This window comes from Bythopirellula superficialaquae (genome assembly GCF_059632245.1).
Genome location: NZ_CP197426.1, coordinates 2,565,094 through 2,588,009 on the forward strand (window position 1 = coordinate 2,565,094; position 22,916 = coordinate 2,588,009).

The 22,916-nt window shown below is 54.8% G+C and carries 24 protein-coding genes; 11 read left to right on the forward strand and 13 right to left on the reverse strand.

Going from position 1 to position 22,916, the window contains the following annotated elements; genetic code table 11:
- Positions 1-52: 52 nt before the first annotated feature.
- From SH678x_RS10470 to SH678x_RS10500, 7 genes are all read right to left on the reverse strand, one after another.
- A complete protein-coding gene (locus tag SH678x_RS10470; RefSeq protein ID WP_496922854.1) occupies positions 53-748 on the reverse strand; it encodes a hypothetical protein in 696 nt (231 codons plus the stop codon).
- A 171-nt stretch (positions 749-919) separates the two neighbouring features.
- A complete protein-coding gene (locus SH678x_RS10475; RefSeq protein ID WP_496922855.1) occupies positions 920-2,014 on the reverse strand; it encodes a PEP-CTERM sorting domain-containing protein in 1,095 nt (364 codons plus the stop codon).
- Between the two features lie 52 nt (positions 2,015-2,066).
- The gene (locus SH678x_RS10480; RefSeq protein WP_496922856.1) at positions 2,067-2,711 is read right to left on the reverse strand and encodes a PEP-CTERM sorting domain-containing protein; all 645 of its coding nucleotides are present in this window, start codon (positions 2,709-2,711) and stop codon (positions 2,067-2,069) included.
- A 57-nt stretch (positions 2,712-2,768) separates the two neighbouring features.
- The gene (locus SH678x_RS10485; RefSeq protein ID WP_496922857.1) at positions 2,769-2,963 is read right to left on the reverse strand and encodes a hypothetical protein; all 195 of its coding nucleotides are present in this window, start codon (positions 2,961-2,963) and stop codon (positions 2,769-2,771) included.
- A 41-nt stretch (positions 2,964-3,004) separates the two neighbouring features.
- Positions 3,005-3,430: a response regulator gene (locus tag SH678x_RS10490; protein ID WP_496922858.1), complete on the reverse strand. Its 426-nt coding sequence runs from the start codon at positions 3,428-3,430 to the stop codon at positions 3,005-3,007.
- A 367-nt stretch (positions 3,431-3,797) separates the two neighbouring features.
- Positions 3,798-4,856 carry a sigma-54 interaction domain-containing protein gene (locus tag SH678x_RS10495; RefSeq protein WP_496922859.1) on the reverse strand — a complete coding sequence of 353 codons (1,059 nt, stop codon included), beginning with the start codon at positions 4,854-4,856 and terminating at the stop codon, positions 3,798-3,800.
- Between the two features lie 223 nt (positions 4,857-5,079).
- Complete coding sequence (locus SH678x_RS10500; RefSeq protein ID WP_496922860.1) at positions 5,080-6,348, reverse strand: nickel-dependent putative hexonate epimerase; 1,269 nt, start codon at positions 6,346-6,348, stop codon at positions 5,080-5,082.
- A 139-nt stretch (positions 6,349-6,487) separates the two neighbouring features.
- Between SH678x_RS10500 and SH678x_RS10505 the strand changes: the two genes are divergently transcribed.
- The gene (locus tag SH678x_RS10505) at positions 6,488-7,057 is read left to right on the forward strand and encodes a hypothetical protein (RefSeq protein ID WP_496922861.1); all 570 of its coding nucleotides are present in this window, start codon (positions 6,488-6,490) and stop codon (positions 7,055-7,057) included.
- A gap of 11 nt (positions 7,058-7,068) precedes the next feature.
- Here the strand turns inward: SH678x_RS10505 and thiO are convergent, their stop codons facing one another.
- Together thiO and SH678x_RS10515 are read right to left on the reverse strand one after the other, a co-directional pair.
- Positions 7,069-8,211, reverse strand: coding sequence for a glycine oxidase ThiO (gene thiO / locus SH678x_RS10510; protein WP_496922862.1), 1,143 nt, complete (start codon positions 8,209-8,211; stop codon positions 7,069-7,071).
- 15 nt (positions 8,212-8,226) lie between these two features.
- Positions 8,227-8,445 (reverse strand): glutaredoxin family protein, encoded by a 219-nt coding sequence (locus SH678x_RS10515; protein ID WP_496922863.1) that lies wholly within the window; start codon positions 8,443-8,445, stop codon positions 8,227-8,229.
- A 365-nt stretch (positions 8,446-8,810) separates the two neighbouring features.
- On the opposite strand from SH678x_RS10515, the gene SH678x_RS10520 reads away from it, so the two are divergent.
- The 3 genes from SH678x_RS10520 to SH678x_RS10530 all read left to right on the forward strand — a co-directional run bounded on the left by SH678x_RS10520 (position 8,811) and on the right by SH678x_RS10530 (position 10,949).
- Positions 8,811-9,509: a hypothetical protein gene (locus SH678x_RS10520; RefSeq protein ID WP_496922864.1), complete on the forward strand. Its 699-nt coding sequence runs from the start codon at positions 8,811-8,813 to the stop codon at positions 9,507-9,509.
- Positions 9,510-9,771: 262 nt separating this feature from the next.
- Positions 9,772-10,365, forward strand: coding sequence for a DUF1559 family PulG-like putative transporter (locus SH678x_RS10525; RefSeq protein WP_496922865.1), 594 nt, complete (start codon positions 9,772-9,774; stop codon positions 10,363-10,365).
- The gene (locus SH678x_RS10530; RefSeq protein WP_496922866.1) at positions 10,365-10,949 is read left to right on the forward strand and encodes a hypothetical protein; all 585 of its coding nucleotides are present in this window, start codon (positions 10,365-10,367) and stop codon (positions 10,947-10,949) included. Before SH678x_RS10525 ends, SH678x_RS10530 begins: the two co-directional genes overlap by 1 nt.
- 324 nt (positions 10,950-11,273) lie before the next feature.
- Here SH678x_RS10530 and SH678x_RS10535 read toward each other — a convergent pair whose 3' ends face one another.
- From SH678x_RS10535 to SH678x_RS10550, 4 genes are all read right to left on the reverse strand, one after another.
- Positions 11,274-11,996, reverse strand: coding sequence for a DNRLRE domain-containing protein (locus SH678x_RS10535; RefSeq protein WP_496922867.1), 723 nt, complete (start codon positions 11,994-11,996; stop codon positions 11,274-11,276).
- Positions 11,997-12,470: 474 nt separating this feature from the next.
- Positions 12,471-14,573, reverse strand: a complete 2,103-nt coding sequence (locus tag SH678x_RS10540) for an alkyl/aryl-sulfatase (RefSeq protein WP_496922868.1) — start codon at positions 14,571-14,573, stop codon at positions 12,471-12,473.
- A gap of 632 nt (positions 14,574-15,205) precedes the next feature.
- The gene (gene larE, locus SH678x_RS10545; RefSeq protein ID WP_496922869.1) at positions 15,206-16,105 is read right to left on the reverse strand and encodes an ATP-dependent sacrificial sulfur transferase LarE; all 900 of its coding nucleotides are present in this window, start codon (positions 16,103-16,105) and stop codon (positions 15,206-15,208) included.
- A gap of 43 nt (positions 16,106-16,148) precedes the next feature.
- Positions 16,149-17,192, reverse strand: coding sequence for a DUF4912 domain-containing protein (locus tag SH678x_RS10550; protein ID WP_496922870.1), 1,044 nt, complete (start codon positions 17,190-17,192; stop codon positions 16,149-16,151).
- Positions 17,193-17,826: 634 nt separating this feature from the next.
- Between SH678x_RS10550 and SH678x_RS10555 the strand changes: the two genes are divergently transcribed.
- The 7 genes from SH678x_RS10555 (at position 17,827) to atpA (ending at position 22,889) form a co-directional block, all read left to right on the forward strand.
- Complete coding sequence (locus SH678x_RS10555) at positions 17,827-18,123, forward strand: AtpZ/AtpI family protein (RefSeq protein WP_496922871.1); 297 nt, start codon at positions 17,827-17,829, stop codon at positions 18,121-18,123.
- A gap of 40 nt (positions 18,124-18,163) precedes the next feature.
- Positions 18,164-18,625 carry a hypothetical protein gene (locus SH678x_RS10560; protein WP_496922872.1) on the forward strand — a complete coding sequence of 154 codons (462 nt, stop codon included), beginning with the start codon at positions 18,164-18,166 and terminating at the stop codon, positions 18,623-18,625.
- A gap of 8 nt (positions 18,626-18,633) precedes the next feature.
- Positions 18,634-19,542, forward strand: a complete 909-nt coding sequence (atpB, locus tag SH678x_RS10565; protein ID WP_496922873.1) for a F0F1 ATP synthase subunit A — start codon at positions 18,634-18,636, stop codon at positions 19,540-19,542.
- Positions 19,543-19,605: 63 nt separating this feature from the next.
- Positions 19,606-19,929, forward strand: a complete 324-nt coding sequence (atpE, locus tag SH678x_RS10570) for an ATP synthase F0 subunit C (protein ID WP_496922874.1) — start codon at positions 19,606-19,608, stop codon at positions 19,927-19,929.
- 57 nt (positions 19,930-19,986) lie between these two features.
- Positions 19,987-20,637, forward strand: a complete 651-nt coding sequence (locus SH678x_RS10575; RefSeq protein ID WP_496922875.1) for a F0F1 ATP synthase subunit B — start codon at positions 19,987-19,989, stop codon at positions 20,635-20,637.
- Between the two features lie 9 nt (positions 20,638-20,646).
- Positions 20,647-21,291 carry an ATP synthase F1 subunit delta gene (gene atpH / locus SH678x_RS10580; protein WP_496922876.1) on the forward strand — a complete coding sequence of 215 codons (645 nt, stop codon included), beginning with the start codon at positions 20,647-20,649 and terminating at the stop codon, positions 21,289-21,291.
- A gap of 62 nt (positions 21,292-21,353) precedes the next feature.
- Positions 21,354-22,889, forward strand: coding sequence for a F0F1 ATP synthase subunit alpha (gene atpA / locus SH678x_RS10585; RefSeq protein ID WP_496922877.1), 1,536 nt, complete (start codon positions 21,354-21,356; stop codon positions 22,887-22,889).
- The last annotated feature ends 27 nt before the right edge of the window (positions 22,890-22,916 follow it).

The following is a 22,916-nucleotide window of genomic DNA, read 5'->3' on the forward strand; positions in this document are numbered from 1 at the left end:
ATGAAAAAGTTGGAATGAGAAGCTCTGTCGTAGTTTGATGTTTTGAGCGACCCTAGCGGCGACGAATCAGCAGGCCGCAAACACTTGCCAAGAACAGCACGCAACTGCTGGGCTCGGGCACAGTCCGAAGACGAAGATCCGCCAAATCGACATAGCCGCCCATGCCTTGAGGGAGAGTCGAGTTCACATAGGCCAACTGAGCTTCGAGAATGCGAGTCCCCACAGGAATTGATGACCAGGGCACGCTGAACGATTGCCAAGTCACGGGGTTGGGGTCTAAAGCAGGTGTTACAAAAGCATTTGAACCCAGAAAGGTATTGGCTGCGGTGAAATAGCGGATGTAGAGCGCCCCTACGGATCCCAACACACCGCCACCTGTCGTGAAATTCGCCGACAGCATGGCGTCGGCGTTGCCGGCATCGATGTCGGTAGCGAACGCCGCGACGTTCACATGCTGAAAGATTTGCGTGACGACCAGTCCGTCGTCATCCATCCGCAGCATGCCGTTGCCTTCCAAGGGAGTGGCACCAAATTCGGCGCCAACAACAGTCGAGTTTTCATCGCCCCACACATTCAAAGCGAAGGGCGGACCCAGGACATTCAGATAACTTGTGAGTGGATTCGTGAGCGGCGTGTTGAAACCTGGGTCGGTCAGCAGGTTGGGGGTTAGCACGGCGAACGATGGTGATGTGGCAGTTAAAAGTGCCAGGCAACTCAAGCAAGTTGAGATGAAGCGTGGTTGAAGCATGGTGTGAATTCCTGTGTGATCTGGTACTAAGTTTGGAACTGATTGAAATTCGTGTGACCCTCCCCTAGCCCCCTCCCGGCCATCGTTTAGGTTGTTGGCGTGAGGAGATTACGGACCACTAGCCCCTCCCGACCCAAGGTTTAGATTGTGGGCGGGAGGGGGGATGAAAACTTAGCGGCGGCGGAGGAGAGTGCTTGCGAATCCGAAGATCAGCAAGATGCCGCTCGTCGGTTCCGGCACGGTTGTGTACAACTCGAACGCGAGGTCCTTGGAGTACTGGCCGATGCCCACGGCGCCCGGGACACTGCCACCAGGACCGTCGATACCGTCGAGATAGTGTGTTTCAGACATGTTTTGAAAAGGCTGAAAAACATTAGGCATGATGAGGCCGCCGGTGCCGGCAGTTTGAATTCTGACGTCTCCCGTGACGGCGTCATCTTGAAAATGCCAGACGGGTACAGGTTGAACAGCAGGACCAACCTGTCCGATAATTGCCTCGCCCGCTGGGAATGGAGGCCCTGTCACATTGGGAGAGGCAAGCGTGTTCTGCTGGGTATAGTCGCGATTGTGCCAACCCCATTGGGTTACTGGAATAAGTGACGAGTCAGGATTGTAAGGATCAAACGTTCCGATCGTAGCGGGAACGTCGACCATCGCGACAATCTTCAGCCAATAAACAGTATCCTTTTGCTGGGGGAAAGGTTTGTCGAGATGTAGCTCAGCATTATATTCGTAGAGCGATTCATTCAAGATCGGGTCTGGGCCACGAATCAGCTTCTCGGAAAACTCCCCGCCGGGCGAGAGGTCGTTGTCTGAGTCCCGGAACACAACTTGATTAAACTTGACATCTCCAGGGTAGCTGAATGGATTGGTGGAACTCTGGGGGATGTCGTTCTCGAACGAGATTAAGAACTTGTTCACCGGTGTAGCAGGATCGATAAAGTCTTTTAAATAAGATCCCCACCATTTGACATGCACCACGGGGCTTGAAAGATTGTCGGCAAAGTCATCTGCCATAAAGCGACCTTGATAGAGGGGAATGAGTGCCCCCGGTTGCTGCTCGAACCCATAGGCGGTGCTTAGTTCATCGTGACCGTAATAATCGTCGAGCACGCCGTTGTCGTTGAGTATTTTGGTCTGGATCATCGGTTTTTGGCTGAATTTTGGAACATCACGACCCGGCAGTGGATCGGCTTGTGTTTGACTGGTAATGAGTGCGACACAGCAAAGTGAAAAGAGAAGCGGTCGAAACGTTTTTGTATTCATGAGATCATCTCCGTGGGAATTTGAATTGTGTTGGAATCGAGTTGAAGGAGTTTCAGACACGTCGACGCATGACGATTCCTCCTAGACAGAGCAAAGCTAATGCGGCCGATGTTGGCTCGGGGACGTTGTAGCTACCGAAAATCTTGTCGACCCGCAGGCCCGTAGGACCACCACCCACCTGACCCACGAGGAAGTCGAGCGTGTTAAGTCCCACGTTGAACCCGCTCGTCACCGAGAAACCGACCAAGCTGCTAAAGCCAGCTGAAACTTGACTTGTAGAAATCCCATTAATAAGGATGTCGAGACCGGGGTCGTCGGTGGCCCACATGCCGGTAAGCACGACGCTGCCAAGGTTGGCGTTAGCTGGCAAGTTGAACGTTGTGCGATACAGATAGTTGCCATTCGGCCCATCGCTATACTGTGCGCTGGTACCAATCCAACGCGAGAACGGTGGGTTATTGGCGATCCAGAACGACGGGAAGGGATAGACCGTGTCGTCGACGGCCGCGGGCGTGAATGATCCGAGTGGAGAACTAATAACGGTGTAGTTGCCGTCAAGGCCCAGGGTAGGCAAGTAATTGCCACTAGCATCGAGACCCGTGTTGTAGAGATTGGCGATGGGAACGGCCCAGGCCGTTAGGGAATACAGAGTTAACTGAAAACTGAGCAGACAGATGAGAAGTTTGAAAGTTCGCATGGAATTTCTCCGAGTCGTGTGTGGATTAGCAGTGCCTTGGAATGAATTGAGAGTCGATTAGAAGTTCTTGTTTGGCGACTTGCGGCCAAAATTTCGCCAACGATCATGACGTCGCGACGAGCGTGTCGCAGCCGCTGAACGACCAACGGGCATCTTGCCGTCGCGGTGATGGCGGATTCGCTCGAAGGTGACGTTCTCTTCAAAGCTGTCGTAAAGTCCGCCGAAGTTTTCCAGAATTTCAAGAGTGGACATGGGGATCGATCCTTGTGGAAAGAATATATGTAAGAGTGAATTCAAATCTTGATGTGGTCACCGCTGGCGTGGTGTGCGTTCGTAGGTGCTTGTCGAGCAAGCGTTGCTCGGCAAAGTTCCAGCCAGGTGAGGGTTACGGGCTTCGACAGATAACCTGTTGCCCCGGACGCACGCGCAGCGAGTTCATCTTCTGCCGAGTAAGAATCACTGACTAAATAAAATGGTGTTGTCGGCCGTTTCGCCTTGATCAATCGCAGCAATTCAATGCCGGTCATGTCAGGAAGCGACATGTTGACCACCCAGAGCCGTGGGGGTCGCCGTGAAACGAGCTGCAGGGCCTCGTGTCCGTCGTAAGCGTGGGAGAATTCTAGTCCAGCCTCCTTGGCCGCTTTCATTAACGTCGGATATTGAGTGCGATTGCCGTCGACGATCAGTAAGTCGAGTTGTTGTGTGGCGTGAAGTCGCATCGTCACCTCCTCAGTTGATAGCCTTGGCAACGTTGAGTCGTTGCTTACGCAAAGAGGACTTCGCAAGCGATGTGCCAGGATAAGAAAAAAACACTCCATGAGATTGCCCATGGAACGTAAGTCTTGCTGTGCAAACAAGAAGAAAATTGCGATACGCTATTCGATCAAGGCAACGGTCATCACAGAGGAATTTTGCCTCGTCCGACTATGCGACATAAATGATCGTTATTGACTAATGTCAGTAGGGCAGTTCCGTCCGTTTACGAACACCTGCCAGTGCGCAAAATAAAAAGAGATTTGCCTGGGGGGAAAGCTGAGTGCGCAGAATGCGACTTAACGGCAGAACGCCGTTGAGAAAATGTGTTGCTTAGTGATTGCTGTCAGGTGGTAAGGTGTTAATACCGAGTCTGGCAATCTTGCGCAACAGGGCTTGCCGTGAAATATCAAGCAGCCGTGCGGCTGCACTTTTGTTGTAATAAGTATGTTCGAGTGTTTGCACGATCAGCCGACGTTCTTGCTCTTCGAGTTTGGGCCAATGGCCATCATCGGCCGGCAAGTTGTTGGGATGCTGTGGAAATCGTGGCTGTTGTTGAAGTGTGGGCGATGAAGGCCAAGATAATTGATAATTCCCTGCTGAAATCGGCGAGAGAATTCGCAAGATCGTTTCGCTCGAGATCCAGTAATCGTCCGTATCCAACGCGGCCTGTTCGAGCAGATTTTTGAGTTCCCGCACGTTGCCCGGCCAATCGTAAAGTTCCAGTAACTCCTTGGCACCAGGGGTGAGTTCGTGTCGCGGGTGTCCTTGGTCTTCAAGTTCCTTCAGGAAGTGGGCCGCAAGGACACCGATGTCTTCGGGGCGTTCGCACAGTGGAACCGTCTGAATGGTTACCACACTCAGGCGGTAAAACAGATCTTCACGGAATCGGCCTGCCACCACTTCCTGACGAAGATCGCGGTTCGTGGCAGCCACCACGCGGACATCGACCGGAATCGACTCATGGCTGCCGACGGGAATGACAGCACGTTCTTGGATCACGCGCAGCAATTTCGCTTGTAAGCACAGAGGTAATTCACCGATTTCGTCGAGAAAGATCGTGCCATTATGGGCAGCGCGAAAACAGCCTAATGAGCCTTGATCGGCACTGGTAAATGCCCCTTTGACATGGCCAAAAAGTTGGCTGGCCATGAGTTCGTCGGTCATGGATGCACAATCGACAGGGACGAAAAGTTGATTCGCGCGCGGGCTCCAATCGTGAATTTGTCGGGCAACGAGTTCCTTGCCTGTGCCGCTTTTACCGCTGATGAGAACCGTTGAGCGGAACAGCGCGACGCGCGAGATGGAGTTGAGCAGTGTTTGTGAGGCGGTCGAAACGCCAACGCAACGCAAGCTTGCGGAATTTGCGCTCGAGATGTTGGTCTTGCTCATTAGCACCCCCTGCAATTGCTGGCCGACAAAGAGAAGAGTGATGCGCGGCTGACTAGCTGATCAGATCAGATGCGGTGGGAGATTCTAGGCTGGAGTGAATTCGAGAAGCAAGTATCTCGATAAAAAATCTATCAAGTTAATCTATAAAGATTCAGTTTCAGCAATTTCTCTGCTCAGAACTTGGACAGTGCCTAGGATAAATCCCTCTCATAGGTGGAGAAAATTAATTCATGCGCGAATTATGTGCCCACAATCCAAGTGCAGGGTTACTGATATAGTAAATCTCTTCGCCGTTGTGGGTCTGCATGCCGTCGCGGAGTTGTTCGATTGGATAACGGCGTGAATATTCCGCCAGATCGCCATACCGATAGCCAACGCCTTCGACTTCTTCGCGCGTGAGTTCGCCCGGGCAATAAGTGATCGTGAAGCGATTCTCCGACGAGCCGTGGATCAAATGGGCCGCCGCCGACAGATTGGATCGTAGGTCTTCATTCTTCGCCACAAAGTTGAGCACCTCGGGTGTGGTGCGATAGCCATATTTACGAATCATGCGGTCGATCTCGGGATCTTCGCCAAAGGTACGCACCGATGGCCCCAACACAATAAGCTCACCCCCATCGGCGATCGCCATCCGCGTGCGATAGATCGACTTGTTTCCCAGCCAAGTGCTGTGAAATTCTTCGGGGTCGAGATAAACCACGACCTTGTTAAGCGGCTTGGGAACCATTTCAAAGTTCACGGCCAACGACAATTCGCTCGCCTGCTCAAAGCATTCGACATCGTCGCCGATATAGAGGCCGCGGACAACCAGTTCCCGCGCCTCGTTGTAGCCGACAACTGTCTGCACGTAGAGCAACGGTAGATGCTGGCAGAAATTGTCCTGGGCGTAGTTCAAGATTTTGCGCAACGGATTGTCAGCCCTTCCGAGGATGCGTTCGATGCCGTAGACCGCACCGACGTAATGACTCTCATTGATACCGCGAACGCCGCCGGTGCCGACAAACAGATTCTTGTTGTAGTTGGCCATGCCGATAACCTCATGTGGCACGACCTGGCCCAGCGACAAAATGAGATCGTGCCCCCCTTCCCAAATCAGGCGGTTCAGCTGGCAGGGCCACGGTTCGCGATAGATCCCATCGGTGACTTGCGTGACAAACTCGGCGGGGACTTCGCCGATAGTTTCGACGTCGGTCCGCCAGTTGTGGTAGCGGAACAATTCATTCGGCACGCCGGGGAACATCTTTTGTCGTTGCCAGAGCGGCATTTCAAAATGGGTGCCCAGGGCCGGCAGCACATCGACTAGCGCCTCGCCATAGTATTCGTGGCTGAGGCAGGTCAGTTGGCCAGCACGGCTATTGAATCGCGTGAAGTCCGGCGGGACTGCGATCACCCGCTTGCGCTCACCGAGTTGGTCGAACACGCCAAACAGTGCGTTGCGAATGTCGTTCTCCGAAAGCTTGGTTGTTGGCGAACCGGTGGCAAAGTAGAGCATGGCGGAAATAGGTAAGTGGAAACCAGAATTAGCCGTGATTCAACGAATCGTCGTGCGGTATCTATCCTACTCAAATCCACATCGATTCGCAGGGCCTGCCGCGCTTGCTCGAAGTTTTGCCAAGGAAGATAATTGCAGCATGCCCACGCCGCTTGACCCCCCTGCCCCGTTGCGCGAGCCGCATCTGCTGAAATTTCGGCTGAAGCAGATGTTTTTGGTCGTGACGCTATTAAGCATCTTATGCGCCTTGGTGGCTCTAACGGACGGCCCGGTTCCATGGGTGATCGTGATCGGTGCTTTGCTGATCGGGGCCCATGTGCTCGGGAATCTCATCGGCACCCGATTGCGAGATACCTCCACAGAAGTGATGCGATGGCGAAACGCGGACCCGCGCCAGTCGCCCGACGATCCGCACGTTACTTCGGCTGATGAACTTGCAAATTTGGTCCCCTTGCCGGAAACAAACCTGCGGAACTTTGGCCGTTTGGTGCGAGGGATGAAATGGATGCTGCTCGCAGGTTTAGTGGTGGGGTCCACTTTGGCCGGCAGCGTCGTATGGCTCACGATTGGCTATCGCATCGGCTGGGCTGGTTGGGTCGTGGCAACAATGTCTGGCGGAGTGCTGGGAACTTGGCTCGCCTTTCTCGCCGTGAGCTTCACAGCGATCGCCCGCGACGCCTGGCGGCAAGCGCATGGACGGGATGTATAAGTACTGTCGTGTTAATTGAGGGAACGAGCTACCCCTAAGTCGGTGACATTCACCGGCGGTACCTGCCCCAAGATGAGCGACCGCATCACCACGGCCGTGGCGGGGGAAAGTTGAATTCCCGCGCGGAAATGACCGGCGGCGATCCAACCATTTTCATGGTGTGGCAGCCGGCCTAGATAGGGCAGATCGTCGGCCGTGCCGGGCCGCAAACCTGACCAGCTTTTCTCTAAGGTGAACTTTGCCAGTGCGGGGCAAAGCGTCCGAGCAAAATTCATTAACTCGGCCAAACCTTCGATTGTGTTTTGCTTGTCGAAGCCGACTTCTTCCTGCGTGGCCCCCACGAGCACGCGGCCATCGGGCCGTGAGGTGAGATAACGGGGGCCCGCGTTGACGATCCGTCGCAGCGTATGAGGAGAGCCGTTGAGTAGCAAAATCTGTCCCCGGACGGGACGAATCGGCAGGCTCAAACCCAGCCCCGCGGCGAGCGAACTGGTCCAACAGCCGCTCGTGAGGCAATAATTCTCCGCCGAAATGGGGCCGGTGCTCGTGAGAGCAGCTGTGATCTTGTTGCCGGTTGTTTGCCAGCCCAAGACTTGGCAACCGGATTGCAACTCGACTCCCGATTTTTGGCAGGCAGCCAGTAAGGCCTTGAGATGACGCGGCGGGCGGACCTGAGATTCACTTGGCAGCAAAACGGCCTCACCCGTAACGGCCAACGCGGGCTCGAGGTCGCAAAGTGATGTGGAATCGAGCGAATGCTGTTCGAGTTGCCACCTCTGCCATTCCTGTTGATTTCTTTGCAAGGCGGCATTGGCTGCGGGTACGCCATCGGCGATGTAAATCGCGCCGGTCGGACGGTAACCGTTGTCGATTTCAACATACTCGCGAAGTCGATCGTGCCACTGAGGGTGCAGCTCGTGGCTGAGACCTTGAAGCTGCTCGTAAGCCGAGCATTGTGGCCACAGAGTGCGATTCGGTCCCGGGGGGAGCATACCCGCAGCGGCCCACGAGGCTTCACTCCCCATCGGGCCACTATCGACGACGCAGACTTTGGCACCGTATTGGGCCAGCTCCCAGGCGAGCGACAGCCCCATCACGCCCCCGCCGATTAGCAGGACATCAAAGGTTTCAGAAGATTTGGCATACGCTTGCATGAGACAGTCTAAAGTCTACTTCAATAATCGCTTCAGCAGGATGGGATCCACCTTGCCACGAAAGCGAATCTTGCCGTCGATCTCGACCACAGGCACGCACACATTGAACTGATCGCGGAGTTTGTCGTCGGCATCAATATCTTGAAGCGTGGGTTCAACTCCATGTTCGCGTAACGTGGCCAATGCAACATCGCAAAGATGGCAACCTGTTCGAGTGTAAAGAATTACGTTCATCGCTGGTTTGTATCACGCGCGAATAGTGATGACTACATGTTGTGTTGTTGATTGGCAGTCATCAGTTGCCATTGAGACGAACAAAAATAATAAACATCCGTACACATGTCTGTTCCCGACGAACCGGACTGTCCACCCCCGAAGGAGGGGGTGGCGGGGATCGCTTAAGTTCATTGCCAGTCGCCACTTAAGGCACTTGTTTGAACCCACAGTGGCCGGCAAGGTATGCTGGAATAAGCTTCAAACGGGCCCACCAAGTCTCCTTTTGGGCCTTCACAAGGGTCGAACATCCCCGCCTCTGACCTTTGAGAAGCTCTCCTTCGGGAGCCGCCGCAGCAAAGCCCCTTTGCCTAGAGGTTCCAACTATGAAATCACGACGACAATTCACCCGTAACAACTATCAAGATCGCCGCCCGATTGTCCAGTCGAAGGCCGTCTGGTCGCAGCGCGCACGCAATCTGCAACTTGGCAGTCGCGATGCCCGCGCACCCTTTGCGCCTCCCGAAGATTGGCACGAACCGACCGAAAATGGCGCGGATTACCAGATTATCGTCCAAGATCCCGGGGAAGGCTACAGCCACATTCTCACCCCCGAGCAAGTGCGTGAGCGCTTATCCCAAGTGCCGCAAAAGTTTCTCAAAGGTCTCGAGAACGTGCAGTTTAGCCGCATGACCCGCAAGAAGATGAGTTTTCCTTGCTACGGCATGCAATGGGGCGCGACTCTTTACCTGTATCCTTTGGAAGAATCACGCGAAGAAGTCTTCCATGCCCCACCCCGCCCCGAAACGGTCAACGAAGCCAAAATGTACGGTGGACGCTGGGATCGGCCCGATGCCTATTCCTGGCGGCTGACCTGGAGCGAGGAAGCCTTACAGGATTTTTATCTCAACAACATCCTGATCCACGAGCTGGGCCATTTGGTCGACGATCGTAATACCAACTACACGGACCGCGAGCGGTATGCCGAGTGGTTTGCGATCGAATACGGCTATTTGGCCAGCGGCGGTCGCGGAGCACGTCGACCGAAGTCCGAGAAGGTGACAAAGCGTCATCACAAGTGGTAAGTGAAAGTGGATAGCCAAAAGACCAGAGTCTAGAGCCAGAACGTTTGGCTCTAGACTCTCGTCCCTCAGTTATTGGCTTAGATGACTTCTGGCAGTCGATTGTCCCTTGCTGTCTTACCCAGCTTTTCTTGCTTTCCATAGCCATTTGCGGTGATAATTAACGCAAGCTCGTAAGATTTCGAGCGAAACTCGCGTAGTGCGAGTAAAGAATTACGCTGTAAGTAATGTGCCAATAGGTACTGGCTTGGAGTGGCTTGTCAGCATGAAACGCAAACCGGGATTCACCCTCGTCGAATTGCTCACCGTGATTGGAATCATTGGCGTACTTGTGGCGCTGCTGCTTCCCGCGATTCAACGGGCGCGGGAATCGTCGCGGAGTACCCAGTGCAAATCGAACCTGCGGCAAATCGGGCTGGCGATGACCCAATATCTCGACCGCCAGGGGGAACGCGGCAAATTCCCGATGACCGCGCGATTGCCGAAGACCGAAAATCCCAGCAAGTTGCCTTCGCTTTATGATGTGCTGGCCCCGTTCTGCGAAAATAATCGCGAGATTTTCCTCTGCCCCAGCGACTACTATAAGCAGATCCCTGATGAGAACGGCGACATCGCCGAGGACGACCGCTTCGAAACCTGGCACGAGCGTGAGGGTTTAAGTTATGAATACCCCTCGGTGCGGTTTGAGAATAGGACGCGTCCCGAGGTGTTGGATACCCGAGTGGGAACCGTGGGGACGGGCGAAGTCTGGATCGTCTATGACTTCGATGCGTTTCACGGCTCGCCGGGCGAAAACGGTGCGAGAAACTACGCTTATCTCGATGGGCACGTCGACGCGGTCGTCGTTCCCGAGGAGTAATGATGGATAAGAATAAGATCATGTATGGTGCCACGGCTGTCGTGGTGTTGCTCTTTGCCGCGTGGGCTTGGGGCTGGTTCGACTCCAAAGAATACAGCAGCGATCCCAAAGTGGCTGAGCTCCAGAAGATTCGCGACGAGAACGTGGCCAAGATGAAGGAGTCGCCCGACGCTTTCCGCGACCAGCGTAACGCCATGCGCGAACAGATGGCCGGCCTCTCCGAAGCCCAGCGTGCAGAGTTTTTCGAAAGCAGCATGCCGATCTTCATGCCGATGATGGCCAAGCGCTTCGAGGAAGAATATGACAAGTACATGGAGATGACTCCCGAAGAACAGCGCAAGGCACTCGACAAGCGGATCGACGAAATGGAAGCCCGTGGTGGCGGACCTGGTGGCCCAGGAGGTCCTGGTGGCGGTCGCCCGCCGATGGATCCCAAGCGGATGAGCGAGATCGGCAAGAAGATGCTCGACTGGACCACGCCCGAACAACGTTCAAAGTTCGAAAACGGCATGCGGATGATGAACGACCGCCGCAAGGAACGCGGGCTGCAGCCTATGCCACCTTTTGGCGGTGGCGGGTTTTGATCGTGTCGTCATTCCCGCGCAGGCACTCCCCAATGTCGGTTCGACATGTGCGCACAATACTAAAAACGACGCAACACGGAGCCGCGTTCCGAAAACGGTCTATTGTTGGTTTGTGAATGCCCTCATGAGTTTCTGAGGTCGACATGAACCGACGACGGTGCAATTAAACCGCAACAGCTTCGGTAATTAACCGAGCAAAATGCCGTTGTTCCGCGATCCATGCCGTACAGCGAGCGCCATAGCAAGCGGCATCGATTTCGTTTATGGTGTTAAATTCGTGTCGGACGTTCGCGGCGATCGTATCGCACAACGACCTCTAAAAATTCATCGACTTCTTCTATGCCGCCACAACGCCATTAGACCGCCGCACATTCCGGCAATCGCGAGGCCACCAGGCTCCGGCACAGCTGGTGTGAAGTCGACGGTCAATAGCGGCCGTAAATCTACGGACAACGCTTCGCTGGAGCGATAGGAAATGCCGCCAGTGGACGTCGGCACGATTGCCATGCCGTAGTTGCTGGCGCCGTTTGACCAATCCTGAACGATGGACGTGATAGTCATTATCCCACTCGTTGAACCGCTGAAGCCTGGCGTCGGCACAAACTCACCCGCTGGGTTGTTATCCAGTCCGTTCGTAAACAAATTCCAGGTTGCCGTGAGATCGCTCCAGGGGATAAGCATTCGATGAATGGCGCCTGTCGTCGGGACGGTGAACCCGGTGTGGAGAACTGTTAACGTAGCGGAGTTGATTGTTGAGCCTGATGGGATTTGGGTCGGCAAGTTTCCAAATATTCCGTCGAATTGCATTAACGTGTGAGCTTCATTAGCAGTGCCCAAACCACGGGTATTCAGATTCGCCGTGGCGGAGTTCAAATTCGGAGCGGAAAAGTAAAGCGGTGCATCCTTTGCCTGCGTATAGCCACCGACTCCCTGTCGAAATGTGAGGACATCGGCCCGACTATTTGCGACCGAGAGACAAATCAACATTAAACTGACTGGCACGGATCGATGGTTACTAACCCAATTCAGAATGTGGTATACGTTCATTAGCTTTCTCCAGTTTCAATTTTGTAAGAGTAGAATGACTCGCAAGATGAATCCCAGCCTCATCGGACCAGTATAGCTAGGTTAATAGACTTTTCCGATTTGGCAGAAGCCTGGAAACTCTCCAAATTTGCAAACTTTAGGCATTATAACAACGCGGCCCTCCTGCCCGAGTCTATCACGTAGGGAGTTTTTCTCCATTTATTTGAATACGATTCCGGTTTTCTAAGTCCCACGGCCGGAGCTATGTCGGATTAGGTGCATTTCTGTCCTAATCAAGCCTCGGCTTTGAAACGTGAATCTCCCCCGGAAAAGGTTGGTTTGACAACGCAGCTTCGGACGTATCCACTGCATATCCGAGTCAAAAGGTCCAAGCAAATTTTTTTTCGGTACGGGAATCCATGCACCGAAAAAGGTTTGTCGCGAGGAGTGGTACTTTGAGGCATCGCTCGCCCCCCCCTCTTTTTGAGATGACTCCTATTCTGCAATCGTCGTACGCGGAACGGCTTGGTAGGGATCGGCGTGCCCGATCTTGGTATCTCTAGCTTTTGTACCAGGCATAATTTCAAAACGCGGGTCGAAGTCGACCAACGTGGTGGCAAGCTGCTTCAACACGCCTACGTCACCTTCGACTTTCGCGGTTCCGTCCGCAATCTGCGCATCCAAGGTCTTGGCGCCCATCATCGTCTGTTCCAGATCAGAGCGATTGATGGTGAGGGTCAGGTCGGGCTTATCGGCCAGGAAACCCTGGATGTTCGTGAGCGTGGCGTTCTCCAATTCGACCAGGAATTTCTCGCTGTTGTCCGGCGTGATGAGGTTGATCGTAAACCGCATCCCTTCGGCTTTCCGGCTGTCCATTCGGATGCCAAGGAAATTAAGGAACAACTCCGTGGACATCGCTCGAATTACGTCGGGGCTGCTGGAATCAGCAGTTTCACCCTCGGGAATTCCCGACCGTAGCTCGTAGGCAGCGGCGAGGTAGCTGTTCCGCAAACCAGGATTCTCCTGCTGGTAACCGATCTGTTCGAAAACGTCTGCCAGGAGGTCCTTAGCGGTTTGGTTGTCGGGTTCGGCCTGTACTAGCTTATTGAGGATTTCCTGGGCGTATAGGTACTTGCCTTCATCATGAAGTTCCCGGCCGCGCGCAAGAATCTTTGTCGCGCCGCCCATCATTTCGACATAGAGGGGCGCAGAATCGCTTGGCGAGAGCGGAATGAGCGTCGTTGGGTTGCAGTCCCAAAACCCGAGGAACCGCTGGATGACACCGCGGCTGTTGTGTTCGGGAGAACCGTGATAGCCCCGGCAGTCCCACTTAGCCAGGATGCTCTTGGGCACCTCATAGACATTGTGAATTTCGTTGATGGTCACGCCTTGGTTGGCGAGGTGTAACACTTGGTTGTTCATGTTGGCGTAAAGGTCGCGCTGGCCCCGAAGCACTTCCTGAATCCGTGCGTTGCCCCAACGCGGCCAATGGTGAGAAGCGAACATCACCTCGGCTTCCACTCCGAATCGGTGTAGCGCTTGGCTGATGTACTTCGACCAGTTGAGCGGATCGCGAACCGGAGCGCCGCGCAGCGTGTAAATATTGTGAAGCGAAGCAATCACGTTCTCGGCCATCCAGAGCGCCTTCATCTCGGGAATGTAGGTATTCATCTCCGTGGGCGCTTCGGTATTCGGAGTATCCTGAAAAATCATGCGGACGCCATCCACCTCGATTTCTTCGATCTCCTTCTCGACGAGCCTGTTCGGAGCAATCAGCCCCATGGCACCTGCCGACACAGCCTGACCAAGGCCCTGGCCGACATATCCATGCGGACTGGCGGGCAACAGTAGCCCGTACTGGTAAAACAGTCGCCGGTTCATGGCGTTGCCCGCATACACGTTCTCGGAGATGGTGTGCACCATAAAGTTGCGTGGTGCGATGATAGGAATCTTCTCCGATTTCAAGTCGGCTTCATTGATAATTCCACGCACGCCGCCCCAGTGGTCGGCATGCGAGTGAGAGTAGATGACGGCCGAGACGGGAAGACCCTCGCCCACATGCTCCTGAAAGAGCTGCCATGCTGCCCGAGCTGTTTCTGCGGAGACCAAGGGGTCAATCACGATCCAGCCCGTCTTGCCCCGCACGAACGAGATGTCGGAGAGATCGAAACCTCGTACCTGATAGATACCTGGGACGACTTCATAGAGTCCGTAGTTGTTGTTCAGCACCGACTGGCGAAGTAGTGATGGATGAATGCTGTCGAATTCTTCTTGCTCTTCCAGAAACTGAAACCGCTCCATGTCCCAGGCGACATGGCCGGCGTCCGCCATGATCTTGAGATCCTGCATAGGAGCAATAAATCCCTTCTTCTGCTCCTCAAAATCTCGCTCATCGGCAAACGGCAAGGTGGATTTGGCCTCCTTAAGCACATCGAGCGTGAACCTGGATGGCGCTTTGCCCTTGGGATGAAAATGTCCTGCCAAGGGGGCAGGTGCTTGAGCCCGTGTAGTGCTTTCATCCAAAACCAAATGCCCGGCGACGGCGAAGGCTGCCCCCACTGCGGGAATAGATTGTACGAACTGTCGTCTGGTGGTCATCACGTGCTCCAAATATTGAGAGGTTGATCTGTCACAGGGCGCCCGCGCAGACAATTACGATACCCGATAGGAGACAAGAAGTGTGCGATCAGGCACATCGCCCTGCATTCCTGTAGCGCAGCTGCTTATATTCTCGACGATCTCGAAGTCGAGCTACTGCACGTGCACTTTGTGTACCTACGAATGAGCAACATTGCGCCCAAATCGCGCAAGCAGGCGAGTTCTCACGCCCAAATTCTACTTCGTCAAGCAACTCGCGACCAAACTCCGCCAAACGTTGGCTTAACGTCATTATTCGCCGCAAGTCTTGTGGCCGATAAATCTTCGGTGCTAACGTTTCAGAACATGCCGAAAAATGTTGTCAAACGCACTTTTTGACACAGCTCTACACGACCAAGTTGCACACTGAGACGCCCTTCGAAGCGCCAACCCCTTAGCGTCTAACTAACTAACTAAGGAGGGCGTGTCTTGCATCGGCTAGCGCGTTTTAGCATCCCGTCGCAACTGACGTAGAGTCCGGTCCTATGATATGGTGTCGGCTTCGTTTACAAACAGATGAACCGGCCATAGGAGCGTGCCCCACTTCTGCGGCGGCGGATATTGATCCAGCATCATCATTTAGTCCCGCTTCGTCATCCCCGCGCAGGCGGAGATTCAGGGTTTGACGGAGTTCTCTGGACTCCCGCCCCCGCCTCCGCGAGGGGCAAGCTCTGCGCGGGAATGACAGGAATCACCAATGGCAAGAAACTCCCCGAGCGGAAGCCTTCCAGGTCGATCGTCACAAAGCGGAACCCGAACTCGCGCAAGCGGGAGGCAATCTTCGTGCGCAACTCTGTGTCGGCAAACCGCGCGATTTCATCGGCCGCGACTTCCAGCCGGGCGAGGTCGTCGTGATGGCAACGCACTCGCACCCCCGTGAAACCTAACTCCTTGAGCAACGCTTCGGCTGCATCGATCCGAGCTAAACGTTCGGGCGTGATTTCGAGTCCATAAACCACGCGGCTGGATAGGCAGGGCGAGGCGGGTTTGTCCCAGACTTCCAGTTGCCAATCGAGAGCCAGTTGCCGGACTCCTTGCTTATCGATGCCGCATTCGACGAGCGGGCTGAGCACCCCCTGCTCTGTTGCGGCTTGCAAGCCGGGTCGAAAGTCGCCGAGGTCATCGCGATTCGTGCCGTTGGCGATTTGTGTCATGCCCAACTGTTGGGACAGCACGCGGATTTGCGAATAGAGTTCGTTCTTGCAGTGCCAACATCGCGAGGGGGCATTGGCCAAATAGCCGGGGTCGTTGAGTTCGTCGGTGTTGATGATTTCATGGCGAATGCCGATGGCTGCGGCAATGCGTCGCGCGGCTTCGAGTTCCCCCGTGGCGAGGCTCGCGCTCACACCCGTGACGGCGACGGCCCGATTTCCCAACGCAACCTGGGCGGCTTTAGCCACGACCGCGCTATCGACGCCGCCTGAAAATGCGACGAGGCAATCAGGCAGCTTGGCGAGAAACTCGACCAGTTGATCTTGGGAAGCAGACGACATGGATTCAGTCATTTGTGTGCGATGCACTGGCAAAGACTGAATTCTAGTGCCCGGAGAGATCGCGGACCACTGGTTCCATGATCTTGGTGTTTCGCTCGATGGCGAGAATCACGGTCCGTTGCTCGACACCGTCGCAGGAACTGGCGACGATCGGAATCACTTGCCGCAGTTCTGGGAGTTTGATCTTGGCCGAAAATGTGCCGTCAGGACGAACCTGCACCGGCGCGCCTTTGAGTGTTACGTGCGAGTGCTTGTTAGTGGCCCCGTAAATGATGACTTCGGCATCGACGGCCAACGCCATGCTTTCATCTTCTTGGAGCAATGCCGCCGCGCCGTTGCCAAAGCGTGTGTTCATCGGCGAACCGAGCGGCCGACGGAGACGTTCTTCCAGCAATTCTTGCAATTCGCGACTTGTGCCTTGGGGAGAATAACCGCCGCTCATGGCGTAGATCATGTCGGCATTCTGGGCGACGTCGGACCAATTTTCGTCGACCGCGTCGCTGGAGCCCGCGGGCGGAGTTTGCACGGAGTTACTGCGAGCGAGTGCATAGAACATGCCGTCGGCAGAGAGGTAGCCGATCTCCATGCGAAAGCTGCAAGGTGGTTCGTTGACGTCGACGTACCAATTCGACACGCCGCCGTGAATCGTAATGTCGCGTTCGATTTTCGAGGTGCCGGCTTCCATGATGCGAATCACTCGCAAGGTCGGCTGAGCCGTGTGCCAGCGGGGTCCCATGGCCACTTGCGCGCGATCGACGCTGCGCTGCGAGAGATCCCAACAGGCATGCAGCCAATAAGGATCGCGGACCATCACGACCAAGCGGTCGTCTTTCACTTCGTTGGATAATGGCTTGGCCGAGTGCGCGAGGTTTTTGAGATTCGCGAGCTTTTGGTGCAGTTGTTCCAAGCTCTTGCGGACATGCGCGGGAGTTTGTGTGCCGAGTTGCACGTCGCGGCCGTTGGTGGCATGCCCATTGCCCGGTTGTCGGGTTTCGAGATTCCGTTTACGAGCGATCACCACCAGGGCATCGATCAATTCTTCTTTTTTCATCGAATGCCAACCGGCCACGCCATTTTGACGAGCCATTTGGGCCAAGTCCTTTGCGGTGCGGGAGCGCAATGCAGCAGCAGTCATATCGCAAAACCCCTGCGTTCTCGAACGCGATTACTCTCGAAGCTGATGGATACGGATAGAACATCCGTGTGAGAGACGCCGAATCAGAATGCGGCGGTGGAAAGTCTGGCGACATCCAGCCGAATTGCCGTGCGGATTGTTGTTTGGCGTTCCATGACCAAACGAGAGCTTTGCAGAAATCTGGCCCGCCTTTGTTGAGAGTCGGCAATTCCCGCAAAACCCATACTACCCTTAAATTACGGAATTGCAAGCTTTTTGCTGCCATTTAGCGTCGTAAATCGTTATCGGGCGAGAGCTTGCAACAAATGGTCGCTGGTAGGTTGTTACTAAGCTTGCTTCAGACCCTGCTTGTCGACGTAAGCCCTTATGCGCATTTCCGAGAATATCTCATAACCAGCTATGAAATAACGAGTTATGAAAACACAAACTAATTTGTGAAAAAATTCACGAATACCCCTTTGCGCCTTTCTGAATCGTAATTAGATTAATCAAGTCCGCGAGGGATGAAGTCTTGGGCTGGAGGTCTGTGACTCATTCTAGGCGGTCCGATTCTTTCGAGCGCAACCTCTACAGGCATTTCAAAGCGATGTCATTGCGGCCCCCAGTTGGTCAAGATGACGCTGCTCAAGATAATGGCGACGCTTCCGACGGACGTTCGGCCACGGCGAGAGCCTCCGAATGGGCGTCGCGGATCATGACCATCTCCTTGGAAATGGTTCTGCCGGGACTGGCGGGTTATTGGTTGGATAAGAGGACAGGAACACTACCCTTGTTTCTGCTCCTGGGCTTTGCGGCGGGGGGGTATTTGGCCTTCAAACAGTTGAAGGTAATTGCCCAGTCTGCCCCGAAGTATAAGGCTAAGAATCGGTCAGATTTGCGCTAGCGATCTTTAACATTTTTTTGGTGAACCAGAAAGTCATCCCGTGACTCAGCAAGCCCCCAGTTGGCCGACCAGCAACTCGGATAACAGCTTGGTCGCCTGCGCTAATAGCTTTGTCGCGGCCGCGATGATCTTAATTCTGTCACTTGTTGGTTTCACCCTACTCTGTCTGCCGCTGGCGATTTGGATCGGCGGCAATGGTGTCGAGGCCCTGCTCTCCGCGACCGGTGTATGCATTACCCCCGGCCTCGCGGCATTAACGATTTCGCATTATTTCGCTCAGCGTGGCCAACAAATGGCCGGTGTCTTGCTCGCGATGGGATGCCGGCTGTTGCCACCCTTGGTGATGTGCATGTGGTTGGCTCTGCAGAAGAATGGCCCGCAAGGCCAAGTGTTTGCTGGCTTCTTGATCATGGCCTATTTGGTTTCGTTGGCAGTCGAGACATTTCTCTCGGTACGCTCGATCACCCCGTCTCACAACAGTGGAAAGATTGAGCTGCAATAGGTTTTACTATGGCCAATCCCTTACATCCCAACGAACTCTTCGGGCATGTCGAAGACTCGACTTCCTTCCATTTGCCGCGTGCGTTCACTTCGCACGACGACCATGGGCACATTGAGCTTCCCCAACCTCTGGCTCCTGATGAGCCGCTCTTCGAGATGCACACGGGCAATGCCCTGCTCGATGACACGATCAAACCGCTCGACTTGCGATTGACCAAGTTCATGGTCTTGGAAGTCATCATCGCATTGATTATTTGCGTGCTGTTCATCGTGTTGGCGATGCGAATCAAAGGGGGCAAGGTCCCCAAGGGCAAGTTGTGGAATTTGCTCGAAGTCTTCTTGCTTTATATCCGAAACCAAATTGCCCGGCCTTGCATCGGCGAACACGATGCCGACCGGTTTGTTCCGTTCCTGTGGACCATGTTTTTCTTTGTTTTGGGCTGCAACCTGATGGGGATGATCCCCTGGATGGGTTCTCCCACGGGGGCTTTAGCCACGACCGGCGCACTCGCACTCACGACATTTCTCGTGGTGTGCGGTTCGAGCATCAAGCAGTTTGGCTTTTTCGGATTCTTGAAGGCTCAAGTCCCTCACATGGATCTTCCCAAGCCGATTGCGATTGGCTTGGTGCCATTGATCTTCGTGATCGAAATCTTGGGCTTATTTATCAAGCACTGTGTGTTGGCCGTTCGTCTTTTGGCGAACATGATGGCTGGCCACGTGGTGTTGTCGGTGGTGATGGCGTTTATCGCGGCTAGTGCCGTGGCGGGCCAAGCGATCTGGGGTGGCGTTACCGCTGCCAGCGTTTTGGGTGCCACTGCCCTAAGTTTACTCGAACTGTTTGTGGCCTTTTTGCAGGCCTATATTTTTACCTTTTTGTCGGCCTTGTTTATCGGAGCGGCGGTCCACCCGCACTAAAGATTGGCAAACCGGCTTACCCGTAATCGTTCCACTTTTTGCTTAGTCGAAGGAGACATTAACGTGATCAAGTTGGCGAAAATGATGGTGTTTTGTTTGGCGTTGGTATTTATGGCCAGCCCAGCCATGGCTCAAGAAGAAACCGAAGGTGCCGCTGTGGTTGCTCCTGCTGGTTTCAGCCTGAATCCTGGTGCCGCGTTTGGTGCAGGTTTGGTGATCATCGGTGCCGCCATGGGCATCGGCAAGATTGGCAGCAACGCCGTTGAGAGCATGGCTCGTCAGCCCGAAGCTGCTGGCAACATTCAAACCGCGATGATTATCGCCGCCGCTCTTATCGAAGGTGCGACGTTCTTCGCGTTGATCGTTTGTATGTTGTTCAACAAATAGTATGGCCGTGGCCAGTGGGGTCACGTGCCGCTGTGGAAACTGCGACAGGTGTTGCGCATGAACATTCGTCAATTTGGCTTTGTTGTATTCTTGGGTTTGACCCTGATGGGTTGGCTTGCCAACACAGCAGTTTGCCAGGCTCAAGGCGATGATCACCCGGCTGAAACTGCCGAGCACGGTGACGCGCATGGAGGAGAGCATGGCGGGAATCCCAATCCACTGGCGATTGATCCCGACCTCGCGATCTGGACCGGCGTGGTGTTCTTGCTGCTCTTTGGCATCTTGAGCACGTTTGCCTGGCCGACCATTTCGGCGGCACTTACCGAGCGTGAGCAGTCGGTTCGTAACAACCTGGCCGAAGCTGCTGTTAAGCACGAGGAAGCTAAGCAAATGCTCGTGCAGTACGAGGCCAAGTTGGCCAGTGCCGCCAACGAAGTTCGTGCATTGTTGGAAGAAGCCCGTCGCGATGCCGAGCACACGAAGACGGAAATCTTGGCCGAGGCCAAAACCCTGGCGGATGCCGAACGGGATCGGGCGCTGAAAGACGTGGAACGGGCGGCCGATCTCGCGATGAAAAACATCGCCGAGACGATTGCCAACCAAGCCGTCGATTTGGCTGGCAAAGTGGTGAGCCGGAATCTCACCTCCGAGCAGCATTCCCAATTGGTGCGCGACGCCCTGACGACCTTGGCTGCCAGCAATAACTAAGTGAGAGCTATGAGCGACTCCGTAACCCAACACTTCGCGCAAGAATCGGTTTTCGACGTTGACGTCGAAAAGCTGGCGAAAGTGTACGCTCAGGCTGGCCTCAACTCGGCGGGTAATTCTCAAGCTCAGCAAAGTTTGATGGATGAGCTCAACGCCGTAGTGACTGAGGTGCTCAACAAGTTTCCAGACTTGGAGAAGGTGTTTGCCTCGGTGCTGGTTTCCAACGACGACAAGCTTGGGATCCTGGATCGTGTGTTTGCGAATCAATTGTCGGCGAAGTCTCTCAACTTTTTGAAGGTGATCGCTCGGCACGGTCGGTTGGGTGTGTTGCGGCAGATTATTCGCAATGCGAATGCCCTGTGGACGATTCGCAAAAATCAAGTCGCAGTGACGCTCGAGTTTGCTCATCCTGTTGAAGAATCGCTTCAAAAGGAAATGATCGAGCGACTCGCCAAGAAGCTCGCGGCCGAGCCCTTGGTGACCGTGAAGATCAACCCCGAGCTGATCGGTGGCTTTGTGGTTCGCACGGGGGATCGCGTGCTGGATGCTTCGACGCGGTCGAATTTGGAACGGGCCCGCCAAGCGATGATCGCTCGAGCGGTCGAGATGATTCAGCAACGCCCCGAGCAGTTTTACCAAGAGTCCGGGGCCTAATGGCTTCGACGACTAACTAAGCAAAACATTAAAAGCAAAAAGAAATATCCGGGAGTGCTTCGATGAAGTTCAATAGCGACGAAATCGCTTCAGTGATCCAAAAAGAGATCGAGCAATTCTCGACACACATCGACGTCCGCGACGTTGGCCGCGTGTTGGAAGTGGGCGACGGTATCGCTCAGGTGTACGGCCTGTCCGGTGTCATGGCGGGTGAAATGGTCGAGTTCGCCAGCGGCGTGCGAGGCTTGGCGTTCAACCTCGAAGAGAACTCCGTCGGTGTGATTATCCTTGGCGACTATCTGAACATCAACGAAGGCGAAGAAGTTCGCAGCACGGGAACCTTGTTGAGCGTCCCCGTGGGTGACGAACTCTTGGGCCGCGTGGTCGATCCGCTGGGTAACCCGCTCGACGGCAAAGGTCCCATCGTGACCAGCAAGCGTCGTCCCGTGGAAGTGATCGCCGCGGGCGTGTCGGAACGTCAGCCGGTGCACGAGCCGCTGCAAACCGGTATCAAGGCCATCGACGCGATGACCCCGATTGGTCGTGGTCAACGCGAATTGATCATCGGCGACCGTAAGACAGGCAAGACCGCAATCGCCATCGACGCGATCATCAACCAACGCGATTCAGGCGTGAAGTGCTTCTATGTCGCCATCGGCCAAAAGGAATCGACCGTGGCCGGCGTGATCGAGAGGCTCCGTGAAACTGGCGCCATGGATTACACCACTGTGATCGTCGCCGGTGCCAGCGCCCCTGCCCCGCTGCAATATGTTGCCCCTTACTCGGGCACCGCGATGGCCGAAGAGTACATGTTCAATGGCGGTCACGCCTTGGTCGTGTACGACGACTTGAGCAAGCAAGCCGTGGCCTATCGCGAATTGTCGCTGTTGATGCGTCGTCCGCCGGGTCGCGAAGCGTTCCCTGGCGACGTGTTCTACTGCCACAGCCGTTTGCTGGAGCGTTCCTGTAAGCTTTCTGCGGCGTTGGGTGGTGGTTCGATTACCTCGCTGCCGATCATCGAAACGCTCGAAGGCGAAGTTTCGGCCTACATTCCCACGAACGTGATTTCGATTACCGACGGTCAGATTTATCTGCAACCGGACTTGTTCTTCGCCGGGGTGAAGCCCGCTATGAACGCGGGTATCTCGGTGTCGCGCGTGGGTGGTGCCGCTCAAATCAAGGCCATGAAGAAAGTGGCCGGCGGTCTGCGTTTGGACCTCGCTGCGTTCCGCGAACTCGAAGCGTTCGCCCAGTTGGGTACCGAACTCGATCCCGCGACTCAAGCTCGTTTGGATCGCGGTTACCGCATGGTGGAATTGCTCAAGCAGGGCCAATACAGGCCGCTCAACGTGATTGACCAGGTGCTAGTGATCTTCGCCGGTACGCGTGGTTATCTCGATAAGTTGCCGACCGACCGCGTGGCCGAGTGGGAAGACAAGTTCCTGAAGTTTATGTCCGATCAAAAGTCGGAAATTCGCAAGGAACTGGCCGAGAAGAAAGATCTCGACGATACGTTGACCGCCAAGATTCGCGCCGCGATCGACGAATTCAACACGCAATTCGTCGGTGTGACCGAACCCGCGACCGTGACAGTATAAGACCTGCGATTCGTTGAATCGCGGCTA

Coding starts and splice junctions, on each gene's coding strand:
- SH678x_RS10520 (WP_496922864.1), top strand. CDS start 8,811: ATGAAATCACGACGACAATTCACCCGTAACAACTATCAAGATCGCCGC.
- larE (WP_496922869.1), bottom strand. CDS start 16,105: ATGTCGTCTGCTTCCCAAGATCAACTGGTCGAGTTTCTCGCCAAGCTG.
- SH678x_RS10500 (WP_496922860.1), bottom strand. CDS start 6,348: ATGCTCTACTTTGCCACCGGTTCGCCAACAACCAAGCTTTCGGAGAAC.
- SH678x_RS10555 (WP_496922871.1), top strand. CDS start 17,827: ATGTCATTGCGGCCCCCAGTTGGTCAAGATGACGCTGCTCAAGATAAT.
- thiO (WP_496922862.1), bottom strand. CDS start 8,211: ATGCAAGCGTATGCCAAATCTTCTGAAACCTTTGATGTCCTGCTAATC.
- SH678x_RS10525 (WP_496922865.1), top strand. CDS start 9,772: ATGAAACGCAAACCGGGATTCACCCTCGTCGAATTGCTCACCGTGATT.
- SH678x_RS10575 (WP_496922875.1), top strand. CDS start 19,987: ATGAACATTCGTCAATTTGGCTTTGTTGTATTCTTGGGTTTGACCCTG.
- SH678x_RS10515 (WP_496922863.1), bottom strand. CDS start 8,445: ATGAACGTAATTCTTTACACTCGAACAGGTTGCCATCTTTGCGATGTT.
- SH678x_RS10535 (WP_496922867.1), bottom strand. CDS start 11,996: ATGAACGTATACCACATTCTGAATTGGGTTAGTAACCATCGATCCGTG.
- atpA (WP_496922877.1), top strand. CDS start 21,354: ATGAAGTTCAATAGCGACGAAATCGCTTCAGTGATCCAAAAAGAGATC.
- atpH (WP_496922876.1), top strand. CDS start 20,647: ATGAGCGACTCCGTAACCCAACACTTCGCGCAAGAATCGGTTTTCGAC.
- SH678x_RS10540 (WP_496922868.1), bottom strand. CDS start 14,573: ATGACCACCAGACGACAGTTCGTACAATCTATTCCCGCAGTGGGGGCA.
- SH678x_RS10470 (WP_496922854.1), bottom strand. CDS start 748: ATGCTTCAACCACGCTTCATCTCAACTTGCTTGAGTTGCCTGGCACTT.
- SH678x_RS10490 (WP_496922858.1), bottom strand. CDS start 3,430: ATGCGACTTCACGCCACACAACAACTCGACTTACTGATCGTCGACGGC.
- SH678x_RS10550 (WP_496922870.1), bottom strand. CDS start 17,192: ATGGCTCGTCAAAATGGCGTGGCCGGTTGGCATTCGATGAAAAAAGAA.
- atpB (WP_496922873.1), top strand. CDS start 18,634: ATGGCCAATCCCTTACATCCCAACGAACTCTTCGGGCATGTCGAAGAC.
- SH678x_RS10530 (WP_496922866.1), top strand. CDS start 10,365: ATGATGGATAAGAATAAGATCATGTATGGTGCCACGGCTGTCGTGGTG.
- SH678x_RS10485 (WP_496922857.1), bottom strand. CDS start 2,963: ATGTCCACTCTTGAAATTCTGGAAAACTTCGGCGGACTTTACGACAGC.
- SH678x_RS10505 (WP_496922861.1), top strand. CDS start 6,488: ATGCCCACGCCGCTTGACCCCCCTGCCCCGTTGCGCGAGCCGCATCTG.
- SH678x_RS10475 (WP_496922855.1), bottom strand. CDS start 2,014: ATGAATACAAAAACGTTTCGACCGCTTCTCTTTTCACTTTGCTGTGTC.
- SH678x_RS10495 (WP_496922859.1), bottom strand. CDS start 4,856: ATGAGCAAGACCAACATCTCGAGCGCAAATTCCGCAAGCTTGCGTTGC.
- SH678x_RS10480 (WP_496922856.1), bottom strand. CDS start 2,711: ATGCGAACTTTCAAACTTCTCATCTGTCTGCTCAGTTTTCAGTTAACT.